This window comes from Acinetobacter sp. YH12120 (genome assembly GCF_013418795.1).
In the GTDB taxonomy this organism is placed as follows: Bacteria; Pseudomonadota; Gammaproteobacteria; order Pseudomonadales; family Moraxellaceae; genus Acinetobacter; species Acinetobacter towneri.
In genome coordinates, this window is the sequence record NZ_VPBI01000001.1 from 288,246 (window position 1) to 300,880 (window position 12,635).

13 protein-coding genes are annotated in these 12,635 nt (G+C 41.8%); 5 read left to right on the forward strand and 8 right to left on the reverse strand.

The genetic code is table 11. The features are described 5' to 3' along the window. Positions 1-5: 5 nt before the first annotated feature. Together mnmA and FTU58_RS01425 are read right to left on the reverse strand one after the other, a co-directional pair. The gene (mnmA, locus tag FTU58_RS01420) at positions 6-1,139 is read right to left on the reverse strand and encodes a tRNA 2-thiouridine(34) synthase MnmA (protein WP_004971657.1); all 1,134 of its coding nucleotides are present in this window, start codon (positions 1,137-1,139) and stop codon (positions 6-8) included. A 4-nt stretch (positions 1,140-1,143) separates the two neighbouring features. After that, a complete protein-coding gene (locus FTU58_RS01425) occupies positions 1,144-1,629 on the reverse strand; it encodes an NUDIX hydrolase (RefSeq protein WP_096901080.1) in 486 nt (161 codons plus the stop codon). A 133-nt stretch (positions 1,630-1,762) separates the two neighbouring features. On the opposite strand from FTU58_RS01425, the gene FTU58_RS01430 reads away from it, so the two are divergent. Then, complete coding sequence (locus FTU58_RS01430; protein WP_104851773.1) at positions 1,763-1,969, forward strand: DNA-binding protein; 207 nt, start codon at positions 1,763-1,765, stop codon at positions 1,967-1,969. 42 nt (positions 1,970-2,011) lie between these two features. Here FTU58_RS01430 and FTU58_RS01435 read toward each other — a convergent pair whose 3' ends face one another. From FTU58_RS01435 to FTU58_RS01450, 4 genes are all read right to left on the reverse strand, one after another. After that, positions 2,012-2,542, reverse strand: coding sequence for a gamma carbonic anhydrase family protein (locus tag FTU58_RS01435; protein WP_004971648.1), 531 nt, complete (start codon positions 2,540-2,542; stop codon positions 2,012-2,014). A gap of 106 nt (positions 2,543-2,648) precedes the next feature. Continuing rightward, a complete protein-coding gene (gene dacC, locus FTU58_RS01440) occupies positions 2,649-3,797 on the reverse strand; it encodes a D-alanyl-D-alanine carboxypeptidase PBP5/6 (RefSeq protein WP_004971646.1) in 1,149 nt (382 codons plus the stop codon). Between the two features lie 117 nt (positions 3,798-3,914). Next, entirely contained in the window at positions 3,915-4,307 is a 393-nt protein-coding gene (locus tag FTU58_RS01445) for an MCR_0457 family protein (protein WP_004971644.1), read from the reverse strand. 317 nt (positions 4,308-4,624) lie between these two features. Beyond that, positions 4,625-4,996, reverse strand: a complete 372-nt coding sequence (locus FTU58_RS01450; RefSeq protein WP_026438310.1) for an MCR_0457 family protein — start codon at positions 4,994-4,996, stop codon at positions 4,625-4,627. Positions 4,997-5,207: 211 nt separating this feature from the next. Between FTU58_RS01450 and surE the strand changes: the two genes are divergently transcribed. The 3 genes from surE (at position 5,208) to FTU58_RS01465 (ending at position 7,943) form a co-directional block, all read left to right on the forward strand. After that, positions 5,208-5,984, forward strand: coding sequence for a 5'/3'-nucleotidase SurE (gene surE, locus FTU58_RS01455; RefSeq protein ID WP_096901077.1), 777 nt, complete (start codon positions 5,208-5,210; stop codon positions 5,982-5,984). Positions 5,985-6,090: 106 nt separating this feature from the next. Continuing rightward, positions 6,091-6,918 carry a peptidoglycan DD-metalloendopeptidase family protein gene (locus tag FTU58_RS01460; protein ID WP_096901076.1) on the forward strand — a complete coding sequence of 276 codons (828 nt, stop codon included), beginning with the start codon at positions 6,091-6,093 and terminating at the stop codon, positions 6,916-6,918. 95 nt (positions 6,919-7,013) lie between these two features. Further along, the gene (locus FTU58_RS01465; protein WP_131261144.1) at positions 7,014-7,943 is read left to right on the forward strand and encodes a LysR family transcriptional regulator; all 930 of its coding nucleotides are present in this window, start codon (positions 7,014-7,016) and stop codon (positions 7,941-7,943) included. An 82-nt stretch (positions 7,944-8,025) separates the two neighbouring features. On the opposite strand, the gene FTU58_RS01470 is transcribed toward FTU58_RS01465, so the two are convergent. Next, positions 8,026-9,237, reverse strand: a complete 1,212-nt coding sequence (locus tag FTU58_RS01470) for an aspartate aminotransferase family protein (protein ID WP_131261143.1) — start codon at positions 9,235-9,237, stop codon at positions 8,026-8,028. A gap of 161 nt (positions 9,238-9,398) precedes the next feature. On the opposite strand from FTU58_RS01470, the gene grxD reads away from it, so the two are divergent. Continuing rightward, positions 9,399-9,740 (forward strand): Grx4 family monothiol glutaredoxin, encoded by a 342-nt coding sequence (gene grxD, locus FTU58_RS01475; protein WP_019837647.1) that lies wholly within the window; start codon positions 9,399-9,401, stop codon positions 9,738-9,740. A gap of 123 nt (positions 9,741-9,863) precedes the next feature. Here the strand turns inward: grxD and FTU58_RS01480 are convergent, their stop codons facing one another. After that, positions 9,864-12,557, reverse strand: coding sequence for an ATP-binding protein (locus FTU58_RS01480; protein ID WP_180061946.1), 2,694 nt, complete (start codon positions 12,555-12,557; stop codon positions 9,864-9,866). Positions 12,558-12,635: the final 78 nt, after the last annotated feature.

The window sequence follows — 12,635 nt, forward strand, 5'->3', positions numbered from 1 at the left end:
AATCCTTAAATAAAATCGGGTTTAGGTGCATTGGTATGGTGAATCACACCACCACCTAAACACACTTCGCCTGAATAGAATACGACACTTTGACCAGGAGTGACTGCACGTTGTGGCTCATCAAATTCCACACGTACACCGCCAGGCATGCTGTCATCATTGAAAATTACACAGTCCTGATCATCTTGGCGATAGCGAGTGCGACAAGTACAACGGAAGCCTGACGCTGGAATTTCTTGTTCACCTGCCACCCAATCAATTGCTTCGCTCCATAAAATAGTGCTTTGCATGAGTGGATGTTCATGACCTTGACCAATCACTAAACGATTGTTTTCAATATCTTTATGCAGGACAAACCATGCACCTTCAGCAACACCTTTTAAGCCGCCAATACCAATCCCGCCACGCTGACCGAGCGTATAGTACATTAAGCCGTGATGTTCACCAACCTCTTTGCCATCGTCTAAAACAATTTTTCCAGCTTGAGCAGGCAAATATTGTTTTAAGAAATCATTAAAGCGACGTTCACCAATAAAGCAAATCCCTGTCGAGTCTTTTTTCTTGGCAGTGACTAAATCTAGTTCTTCGGCAATTTTTCGGACTTGCGGCTTTTCAATTTCGCCCACAGGGAACAAGGTTTTATTGATTTCACGACCATGCACTGCATGTAAGAAATAGGTTTGATCTTTATTTTTATCTAAACCACGTAACAGTGGAGCGTATGCTTCACCTTTGGAGTTGTACTGCGTTCCACCACGACGAGCGTAGTGACCTGTGGCGATAAAATCTGCGCCTAAATTCATGGCGTGATCTAAAAAGGCACGGAACTTAATTTCTTTATTGCATAAAATATCTGGGTTTGGCGTGCGTCCTGCGGCATATTCGGCAAGAAAATGCTCAAAAACCCGATCCCAATATTCCATCGCAAAGTTGGCTGTATGCAACTTAATGCCTAGCTTGTCGCACACCGCTTGCGCATCGGCAAGATCTTCCATCGCGGTGCAATATTCAGTGCCGTCATCTTCTTCCCAGTTTTTCATGAAAAGCCCTTCAACCTGATAACCTTGTTGAAGTAGAAGTGCAGCAGAAACAGATGAATCTACACCACCTGACATACCGACGATGACACGTTGTTGCATAGGATTAGGCATCCAAACTAGAAATAAGGGGAGAATTTTGGTGCTCGTAAATGAGCGATAAAGGATAAGATTGACCACTGAGCGCATCTTGAACCGCTTTCAGTACCAACGGACTTCGGGCACGTGCTGATTCAGCCAGTTCGTCTGCAGACATCCATACTGTACCAATAATATCGGGATCGAGCTGGGCTTGCGCATCATGTTGCAGCGATTCGGCTAGAAAGCAGAAGCGATAATAGGTGCGGTCAGGAAACATAGGCGGAGTATAGCTATAAATACCGAGTAAGGCATTAATTTTCACCCGATGCCCAGTTTCTTCCATGGTTTCACGTATTGCTGCTTCAATTAAGCTTTCGCCAGCTTCAACATGCCCTGCAGGCTGATTAAACACGCTATGCGTCACACCTTCTGTATGTTCTTCAACAAACAGGAATTTTCCGTTTTTTTCGATAACGGTGGCGACAGTAACGTGAGCAGTCCAAGCGGTCATTGAAAAGCACCATGGGGTAAAACGCATATTCTACAAAATTTAGGGGGATGTGGCTATGTTGAAAGGGGATTTCTTTAAAACTGTAAATGTAGGTTTGTGTAGTTGTGGGAAGATGTGAGGGGTACTTTGTTCTTTGATTCATTTGGTGATGCTGGATGTGATCTCATTTGCGCTAGGTGTTGTTGCCAAAGTCAAAGCTATTGCACAAATAGAAAAAGAGGCAGATATTGACCGTAAAGCTTTGTATAAAACTCTAAGTCAAGATTCAGCCTCTCGATTTGATAAGATTAATCATGTCATTCATACACTGAGTTTAAAATTAACGGTGCAGAACGTGTAATCCCTCAAATTACAACAATCAAAAAGAACTTTGAGGGGTGGATTATTGATAATTCCCCGCCACTTTTACATAGTGCCGTGCAGAATAAGGCAAAAACTCTTTTTCCTTGTCGGTTAAAGGACGAACTTTTTGCACAGGGCTACCCACGTACAAATAGCCACTTTCCAAACGCTTACGCGGTGGCACTAAAGACCCTGCGCCAATCATTACATCATCTTCAATAATGACATCATCCAAAACAATTGTGTTGATGCCCAATAACACCCGATTGCCAATGGTGCAGCCGTGTAAGGTCACACCATGTCCAACTGTGACATCTTCGCCAATAATCAGCGGTGAACCTTCAGGTTTGTCGGCTTTTTTATGGCTAACATGCAGCATGGCATGATCTTGCACATTGGAATTTTGACCAATCCGAATATGGTTAACATCACCACGAATCACGGCAAATGGCCAAACCGATACATTTGCGGCCAAATGCACATCACCAATCACCACCGACAATTCATCTACATAACAGCTTGCGTCAATTTTTGGGGTTTGCTCTAAATAAGCACGCACATTTTTTTTCATGATGGACAAATCTTTAGCTTATAAATTTAGGATTGAGGACAGTATAAAATAAAAAAGCACACATGCGGGCATGTGTGCTTTGCGCTTTAGTCTAAGCTTATGAATCTTAGAATAAGTTGCTAAAGAATTGTTTGATATGGTCTAGCATACGTGCAAAGAAACCCGCTTCTTCCACTTCCTGCAACGCCACCAATGGTTTTTCAGCAATCACTTTACCATCTAAGGTTGCGACATATTTACCAATCACTTGACCTTTTTTCAAAGGAGCAGTCAATTTAGGTTGAACCACCAATTGAGTTTTAATTTGGTTGGCTTTGCCTTTTGGCATGGTCACGTTAAAGTTTTCTGGCAAACCAATTTGTGCTTCTTTGCTTTTACCGTACCATACTTTTGCTTTAGCTAAGACTTGGTTGGCAGGCTGTACACGTACAGTTTCGTAGTTTGCATAACCCCAAGCTAACAATTCACGAGTTTGAGTTGCACGAGCTTGCATGGTTGGCGCACCAAAAATCACCGAAATTAAACGCATTGGGCCACGTTTAGATGAAGTGGTTAAGCAGTAACCCGCTTCGTTGGTATGACCTGTTTTTAAACCATCCACGCTTGGGTCGGTATATAACAGGGCATTACGGTTGCCTTGTTTAATTCCATTAAAAGAAAACTCTTTTTCAGAATAAATTGGGTAGTATTTTGAGCTGTCATGGATGATGTGCTGCGCTAAAGTCGCCATATCTTTTGCGGTAGAAAAGTGACCTTCAGCAGGCATACCCGTAGAGTTCATAAACTGGGTATTGCTCATGCCAATACGTTTGGCTTCTTCATTCATCATGTGAACGAATGTGCCTTCATTACCTGCAATGTGCTCTGCCATGGCTTTAGATGCATCGTTGCCCGATTGCACGATAATTCCGCGTAGCATTTCAAGTACGGTTGCTGTGCCATTTAAAGGAACATACATACATGATTCTGTGCTGCTGCCACGACACCATGCAGACTCATTCATGCGGACTTGTTCATCTTCCGTGAGTTCGCCTTTTAATAACTTTTGTTCAATGATGAAACTAGTCATCATTTTGGTCATTGAGGCAGGGGCGAGTTTTTCGTTTTCATTTTTTGAAGCTAAAATTTGTCCCGTCTCATAATCCATCAAAACGTATGATTTGTTATTGAGTTCTGGTGGTGTAGCTAAGACAGTTGCTGCATAAGAAAAGCTTGGTAATAGTAATAATGCAGCAAGGGCGCTTTTTGGGGTCATTCTAAGAGGTTCCAATACTTGAGGTATGCACAAAAGAGCTAGCATTTTAGGGCAAAGCTCAGCCGACTTCTATGGGAGAAATCGGCTTATTGATAAAAGTATTGTAACCAAATTGTATTATCTGCTATATGCTGTCAATTCTTGGCAAATTGCTTGGTTTTTGGCTGTTCCAGCAGCTTTGGCATCGGCACGGGCTTCTTTTAAAATTGGCTGGAAGCTTTTTTGTTTGCTGAGTTTACTTAAGGCAGTAACAGCGTCTTTTTCTTTAGGCATATATTCTTGGGCAAGTTTTGTATAACCCTGATGAAATTGATCTTGTTCTTTGACTAGTGAAGGGCAAACTTCAGATAACACATAAATAGCGGCTAATTCTTGCTGAGTCACTTGTTGTAATGGCGTCACTTCAATATTTTCTTCTTGCGCAATTGCGGCTTGACTTAAACCCAAACTGAGCGCAACTGCGCCAAAAAAATGAACTGCACGTGAATTTTTTAAGCCAGAAAATTGCATATCAAGTACCTTAAATATTGTTTGAACTGAATCTACCGATTCATTTAAGTGCTTATAAGATGAATCATTTATTTGCGAATTGAAAGAGTGAAAATGTATTAAAGCTGTGTGATCTGAGCGCAAATCATGTATAAAAAGTGAAGATTAAAGTCTGAAATTTGAAAATCAGTGGCTTGATATAAAGCGTAAAATAATAGTGGAAAAATACCAGATATAAAAACTAAGCATAAAATTTAAGGCAAACTTTGAAAGTTTGCCTTAAAGGGTGAGTATGCAAAATTATTTACAGGCTCAAAATAGTATTTAAATCATGTGATTTAAAGTGCTAATTCTAAAGCTTCCTGACACACTACTTTTTGCTCTTCTTTGGCTGTATCTTTTGCTGCTTCACGCGCTTCAGCTAAAACGGATTGATATTCTGCGTCGGCTTGTAGTTTGGCAAGCGTCATGTTCGATTCTGAATAATCTTGTAGATAAGTTTGAATCAGTGCTTGAATATTGGCATCTAATTTTGCATTTTTTCCAATCAGTGCAGGGCACATTTCAGTCATGACTTGTGCCGCTGCAACATCTTCTTTCACAATCGTATTGGCTTCTGCTGCAGTCAAATCTTCTGCAATTACAGACTGCGTTAATACAGCAGCAAAACCTAGACCCAATAAACGACGAAATGACAAAGCTAAAATCATGAGAATCACATATATTTTTGGATGGATGTTAAGCGCTAAATATATATAATCTTTTGTATATTTCAATGAAATGTGCTGATCAGTCATTTTGTTGTCGTGTGCTTATTAAATGTGCTTAGGCATGAATCAGGCACAAACAAGTTTAAGATTGAACCGACGTTGCTATATTTTAGTATATAACCTTTATATTTGTTTTATCTGAGATTTTTCTGTGAATATTTTGATAGCCAATGATGATGGCGTGTTTGCACCTGGTATCCAAGCTTTGGCGAAAGCCTTAAAACCTTTGGGTCGCGTGGTGATTGTTGCACCCGAAAGTGAACGCAGTGGTTTTTCGAGTGCGCTGACTTTAGACCGACCATTACGTCCTGTGCAAATTGCTGAAGATGTCTGGGCAGTGAATGGTACACCTGCAGACTGTGTCTATTTGTCGATGAATGGATTGTTCGATTTCGAATTTGATTTGGTGGTCAGCGGCATTAACAGCGGTGCAAATCTAGGGGATGATGTACTGTACTCAGGCACAGTCGGTGCGGCATTTGAAGGACGTTTGATGAAACAGCCTGCGATTGCGGTATCACTTGCAGGGCATAATGTACGTGCTTATCAGCATCCGCAAGATTATATGCAGGCAGCGCAGTGGGTACATGACTTTATTGCTCAAGGTTTACCAAGTTTACCTGCACGACATATTTTTAATGTGAATATTCCAGATGTGCCAGTGTTGCAGGGCACAAAAATTACCTATCAAGGACAGCGTACCCAATCTAAGCCAATTACTAGTCAGGTCGATCCACGAGGGCGTCAAGTGTATTGGATTGGTTTGTCGGGCGAGGCAGTGGCTGCACCGAAAAAAGGCTTAACTGAAATTGAGTCTGATTTTTTTGCGGTAGCAAATGGCTATGTCAGCGTGACACCAATTCAGATGGATGCCACCAATTATGACGTTTTGCAATCATTGCACAGTCAATTTTCCCAAATTGGCTAACTAATGTTATAACTTTGTGAAAAAGTAGCTTGTAAGCCTCATTACAAGGACTTTTTTGCTACTCTTAGCGCAATAGAAAATATTTAGAATTTGTAGAGAGGAAAGAATGCCTGTGGTGTTTCAGTATCGTTTATTTAGCACACCAACAGCATTGTTGAAAACCTTAGTGTTATCAAGTGCTGTTGTGGCTACCGTCGTGTTGAGTGGTTGTGCCTCTAAACCTCAAGTGAATAATTCTGCGCGTTATGCAACAGCGCCGAATTTTTATACTGTGCGTTCGGGTGATACTTTAAGTGGTATCGCTGCACGTTATGGTTTGAGCTATCTCAGCATTGCAGAAATGAATGATATTGCACCGCCGTATCGTATTTATGTCGGGCAGTCGATTCGTTTGAAAGCGGGCAATGCACCACGTACAACAAGCACTCGCCCTGTAACACAGGCTGCACCAATTCAACGTCAAACAGTCACATTACCAACGACACCTGTGACACCTGCACCGGTAACATCGACTACAACCACGACCACTAGCTCAACCACACCAAGTACACCTGTGCGTAGCAGCACATTGCGCTGGGTGAAACCATCACAAGGTGCTGTGATTGCACAGTTTAATTTGGCAAGTAATATCAAAGGAATTCGTTACGGTGGCAATGTGGGCGATCCAATTTATGCCGCAGCAGATGGGCAGGTGGTTTATGCTGCAGATGGATTAAAAGAATATGGGAACTTGATTTTAATCAAGCACATTGATGGTTATATCACCGCCTATGCACATAACAGTAAGATGAATGTGAGCAGTGGTCAAAATGTCACAGCGGGTCAAAAGATTGCTGAAATGGGTTCTTCTGGTGCAACACGTACCATGTTGGAGTTTCAGGTACGTCTAGATGGCAAGCCAATCAATCCAACTAATGTTTTACCAATAAATTAAATATCACGAATACAAAGCATAAATTTCACCGTATAATACAATAAGTTGCTTTTATCGATAGATGAGGGCAACGATTATAATTTCAGAGGGAATTTATGTTAGATCAACTTCGAGCAATGGGTGTATTTGCTTGTGTTGTTGAAAAAAGCTCGTTTAGCGGTGCAGCACGTGATTTAGGGATCACCACCAGCGCCGTCAGTCAGCAAATCCGTTCACTAGAACAAGATATGGAAGTCACGCTTCTGCATCGTTCTACTAGAAAACTGAGTTTGACTGAAGCAGGACAAGCTTTTTTCCACAGTTGTCAAGAAATGCTCGCCGCTGCTGAGCGTGGTAAAATACGCATTAATGAGTTAAGAGATGATTTGGTCGGTGATTTAAGAATTGCCACCACTCCAGAATTAGCCGCGAACCATGTGATTCCCGCACTTTCTCATTGGCTGTCTGCCCATCGTGGCTTGTCTGTACATCTAGAAACCGACAATCAATACATTGACCTGATTGATGGTCGTATTGATATTGCGCTGCGTATGAGTCCAATAATTGAAGATCAAAACCAGCATGTGATTCCTATTGCACTTATTGACCAAGTTTTAGTCGCATCACCTAGTTATTTAAATCAAACCGCGCCCATTTCACGTCCTGAAGATTTAAAACATCACGAGTTAATTCCATTAACCATTATGAAGAATTTTCAGCAACTCAATTTTAAGCATATCAGCACTGCTGAAAATGTGGATGTAGAGTTGGGCTCGCGTCTATCGACCAATAATGTGTTGGTGTCTAAATCTTTGTGTATGCAAGGGCATGGGCTTGCGCGAATTTTGCATTTGGATATTCAAAAAGATTTGCTTAATGGCAGTTTGGTTGAAATTTTGCCTGAGTGGAAATTACCCGCATTTACCTTGTATGCAATCATTTCCAAACATGAGCAACAACCGATGAAAGTACATCGTTGTTTGGAAGCCTTAAAACAATATTTTTCTCAATTGCCGGGTGGGCGAGTGTTTCAAGAAGCATCTTAATTGAATGTTGATAATATACTGATCGACCATTTAGTTAGCAAAAAGCCGCAGTTCAAACTGCGGCTTTTTGTTAGGGATTTATTTAAGCCAAGAATTTTTTAATCATTGCTACAAGGCGTTCAATCAATTGATCTGCCTGGGCTTGAGTAATATTTAATGTTGGCAATAAACGCACTACAGAACCTGCAGTTACGTTAATAATCATTTTGTATTCATCGCGGGCAATATCGACCAACTCTGCACATGGTTTTGGTAATTCAATACCAATCATCAAGCCAAAACCACGCACGCTTACATTTTGGTCTGCGAGTTGTTGACGCAATTGTTCCACAATGTAGCCACCCATTTTTGCTGCATTTTCTACCAAGTTTTCTTTCTGGATGGTGTCAATAACAGTGTAAACCACGCGTGAACCTAACGCAGTACCACTGTAGGTTGAGCCATGATTACCAGCAGTAAGAACGCCCACACCACGACCTTGAGTCATGACTGCACCAATTGGGAAGCCATTGCCCAAACCTTTCGCTGTAGTCAATACATCAGGCACAATATTGGTGTGCTGATAAGCAAAGAATTTACCTGTACGACCATTTCCTGTTTGTACTTCATCCAGCATCATCAGCCAGTTGTGTTGATTACAAATACGGCGGATGTCTTCTAGGTAGCTAAAGCCTTGTGGTGCAGTATTCACACCGCCTTCACCCTGAATCGGCTCGACTAAAATAGCCACAATATCAGGATGCTGAATCGCAGCTTCTTCAATGGCTTCGACATCACCAAAAGGCACACGAATAAAGCCTTCAACCAAAGGTGCAAAACCTTCCTGAACTTTTTTATTGCCAGTTGCAGACAGGGTAGCCAAAGTACGACCGTGGAAAGAGTGATCTGCAACAATAATTTTAGGATTGGCTACGCCTTGCATATGACCGAATTTACGTGCAATTTTAATTGCACCTTCGTTAGACTCTGCGCCACTGTTTGAAAAAAACACTTCTTCCATGCCAGCAACTTGCGCCAATTTTTGTGCAGCAGCAGTCTGCCACGGCACTTCAAACAAGTTACTGGTGTGAATTAAGGTAGCCGCCTGATCTGCAATGGCTTCGGTAATTGCAGGGTGTGCGTGACCTAAACCACATACGGCAATGCCTGTAAGTGCATCTAAATATTCTGTGCCATCTTCAGTATAAAGATAAGAACCTCGACCGCGGACAAAGCTGATCGGCTGACGGCCAAATACAGGCATCAAATGTGATGGTTGATCAGTTTGCACAGGAGCAAGGGTAATGTTATTCATGACTAACTCTTATCTGTTAGGTTGGAGGGAAAAACTTATATAAGCAAAATCTACTGCAGATGAAAAGCCTAATTGTAAATAAAATTGGATTTATTGCTTTAGACGTACTGTTTTGCTCGGTTTTGGGTATAATGCCACACAGATGAGTTGAGGATTTACCAATGACTGAACAAGTACGCGATACCGAAGCGTTAATTCGTGAACAAATTGCTAAACATGCTGTTCTTCTTTACATGAAAGGCACACCACAATTTCCACAATGCGGTTTTTCTGCGCGCGCAGTAGAAGCACTCAGTCAAATTGGTCGTCCTTTTGCTTATGTGAATATTTTAGAAAATCAGGATATTCGTACCACTTTGCCAAAAATTGCCAACTGGCCAACTTTCCCACAATTGTGGATTAACGGTGAGTTGATTGGTGGTAGCGATATTATGTTGGATATGTTCCAGAAAGGTGAGTTAAAGCCTTTAGTTGAGCAATACAGCCCAGCACCTGAAGCTTAAAGTATTGGACTTGGGTCACACTAGACCAAAGTCATCCATACAAAAAAGTTGATATAAAAAAAGCGCCTTGGCGCTTTTTTTATATCTGGAATTCACTTGAATAGCTGATTTGAATCACTGCACTTAGTTTACCGCAGTACTTTTAGTTGCAAGTTCAGCAGTTTCAGCCGACTCAGCAGTGACTTCATCAGAAGTTGCCGCATCAGATGGTTCAGCCGATTTCTGTTTTTTCTTGGCTTTTTGCGCTTTGTCCTTTTTCTCTGGGTCTTTTTTGTCCTTTTCTTTCTTGGACTTTTTCTTTTTCTTTGGCTCTTCTTCAATTTCAGCACCATCTTCAATGGCTTGCCAATACTCAAGTTGTTCCATCACTGCAGCGTAAATTGAACCTTTACTGTAACGTCCTTTTTTAGTGAGTTTACCCACAGGACGCGCCATTAAAATTTCTAAGGCTTGGTCAATGGTATCAATGGCGTGAATGTGGAACTGACCTTGTTCTACCGCTTCAATCACATCTTTACGCAACATAAGGTGCTGCATATTTTGACGTGGAATAATCACGCCTTGCTTGCCAGTTAAACCTTGCAGTTTGCAGGCATCAAAGAAACCTTCAATTTTTGCATTCACGCCACCAATTGGCTGTACTTGACCAAGTTGGTTCATGGAGCCTGTAATGGCCCAAGATTGGTCAATAGGTAGTTGGCTGATTGCAGAAATCAAAGCAGAAAGCTCTGCCACTGTTGCACTGTCACCATCAACCTGACCATAACTTTGCTCAAAGGCAAGGGCAGCAGAAAAATGTAAAATTTGCTCACGGCCAAAATGTGCTTTGAGGAAACTGGCCATCAACAACACGCCTTTGGCATGTAAAGAACCGCCAAGTTCAACACTGCGTTCAATATCTAAAATATCGCCGCCGCCTTGATAGACTGAGGCGGTTAAGCGCGAAGGTAAGCCAAACTCGACATCGGCATAGTGAATGACCGACAGGGCATTAATTTGCCCTAAACGATGTCCGCGAGTTTCTATTAACTGCGTACCGCGTGATAAATCTTGCCAGTACAGTTCTCTTAAATAGCCTAAGCGATATTTGCGATGATCCAGTGCGGTATTGATATGCTGTTCGGAAACCGTTTTATCGCCCGCCTGTGCCGCATGGTGATGCGATTCACGAATTAAATCCCCCAAGGTGAGGGCATGTAAGGAGAGTGAGCTTTGATCTTCAGCTTGACGACTTGAGTCAGTAAGTAAAGCTGCCAAAGCAGAACGGTCAAATGGTAATAATTTGTCAGATTGCACATAGTCGGCAATCAGCTGCATATATGCCTGCTCGTTTTCGTCATTACGTTGTAATGTATCGGTAAAGTCGGCACGGATTTTAAACACGCTGCCAAGTTCGGGTTCTAGCTCTAAAATTTCATAATAAATTTCAGGCTCTGCCAGTAAAATCACTTTAATATTTAGTGGAATGGCTTGTGGTTCAATTGAAATGCTGCCTGTTAAAGTTAGCATGTGTTCCAAAGATGAAAGTTTCAATTGCCCCGATTTTAAAGCGCGTTTTAGTCCTTGCCATGCATAAGGCTGTTCCAGTAACTGCTCTGCTTCGAGCATCAAAAAGCCGCCATTGGCTTTATGTAAGCTACCTGCACGAATTAAGGTGAAGTCAGTGGTAATGGTGCCGTTTTGCGTGAGTTGTTCTACATGCCCCAATAAATTGTAATGGGTTGGAAAATCTTCAAAAATAACAGGTACACCGCTGTTGGGTTTGTGCGTCACAATAATATTGGCTTGGTAGCGCGCAGGAATACGGCTAAAGGTGCCAGGACGGAAATCATCTTCTTCCTGTTCTAAAACAAACTCGACATTATTAATAATATCTTCGGCATAGTATTGTAAATATTCAGTCAAACCTTCGACACTAGGATATTTATTGTGAATAATATCAATGCGTGGCATTACCACTTGTTTGGCAATATCACGGTTCAGGTCTTGTACTTTGTCACGTGCGTCATCTTCTAAATCGCCTAAATGCAAACCCAAACGCTCCAGTTTTTTATTCATATAACGAATATTGGACGCAATTTCTGCACGGGTTTTGCTGTCCAAGGCGTTAATATCTTCCTTAGACATTTCCTGCATTTTGTCATTTTTCAGATGCACGGGTACAAAGCAATGTTCATCTTCCTGCGCAATCAGTTTTAAATCGAGTTCTTCACCTTCACTGGTCAGCTCAATTAAGGCTTGTTGCTGTTCATCACCCGCTTGCTGACGAATCATTTCAATGCGGTTGTGATAGGTTTCTGCGGTAAAGCGACGTTCGAGTTGCTTTAAAATAGTTTGCCAAGTTTGATGTAACAAACTTTGAAATTTAGGCGCTTGACCTGCAGGCAGTTGCAAGGCAATCGGTTGGCGCGGGTGTTTGAAATTATTGACATAAACCCAGTCATTCGGTGTGGGCATGCTCTTGGCATGTTGCTGCAGCAAACGCTTGACCATGGTACGTTTGCCCAATCCCGCCGTACCCACTGCAAAAATATTGTAGCCAGAATATGGCAGGGAAATACCTGCTTCCACCGAAGCGCGTGCCCGATCTTGTCCTAAAAAATTATTCAGCGGTTTAATGCGTCGGGTCGAAGCGGGAATGTTATCGTAATTTGGAATATGGGTTAGTTGTGTTGCTTTGAGTCGTGTATTTTCTAAAGTCGTTTGTATTTCGCTTTGTTCAAAGGCAGAGCTGAGAAGCGGTTGTTGTTCATCTTGCGCTGCTGTTGTTGTGTTGGTTGTCATTGATGGGGTGATTTGATCAAGTCTTTGGGTCACTGTAGAAATCCAAAACGAAATATTGCAGTTAGAAGTTTAAAGGTATACAGGTTTAAGCGGAAAATTCAAGCTAAGCCG